The sequence below is a fragment of the Rhizobium ecuadorense genome (genome assembly GCF_001187535.1).
Lineage (GTDB): Bacteria > Pseudomonadota > Alphaproteobacteria > Rhizobiales > Rhizobiaceae > Rhizobium > Rhizobium ecuadorense.
In genome coordinates, this window is record NZ_LFIO01000940.1 from 1 (window position 1) to 229 (window position 229).

Consider the following 229-nt stretch of genomic DNA (forward strand, 5'->3'; position numbering starts at 1 on the left):
ATTTTGGTCGGACATGTCTGCGCGATTGAAATTCGGCAGGGCATAGGACCGCTGCTTTACTGGCGCGGTGGTTATCACCAACTTCCGGCGGAGGTTGATCGCGGCCTAGCGAAGGCGCTCGGACAATAGCCCAATCGACGCGACATCCGCATTGGCAAAGGCAAGTCTGAGGTAGCGCTCCTGCCCTTCCCCGAAATAGGCTCCGGGCAAACAAACAATGCCGGATTCC

1 protein-coding gene and 1 pseudogene are annotated in these 229 nt (G+C 57.6%); one reads left to right on the plus strand and one right to left on the minus strand.

Going from position 1 to position 229, the window contains the following annotated elements; genetic code table 11:
* Positions 1-129, plus strand: a 129-nt coding sequence (locus tag AF337_RS45465; protein ID WP_160320322.1) for a flavin reductase family protein, incomplete at its 5' end; no start/stop codon positions are given.
* Here AF337_RS45465 and AF337_RS42320 read toward each other — a convergent pair.
* A pseudogene (locus AF337_RS42320) lies at positions 106-229 on the minus strand (aminotransferase); the annotation flags it as partial. The gene AF337_RS45465 and the pseudogene AF337_RS42320 sit on opposite strands and share 24 nt — an antisense overlap.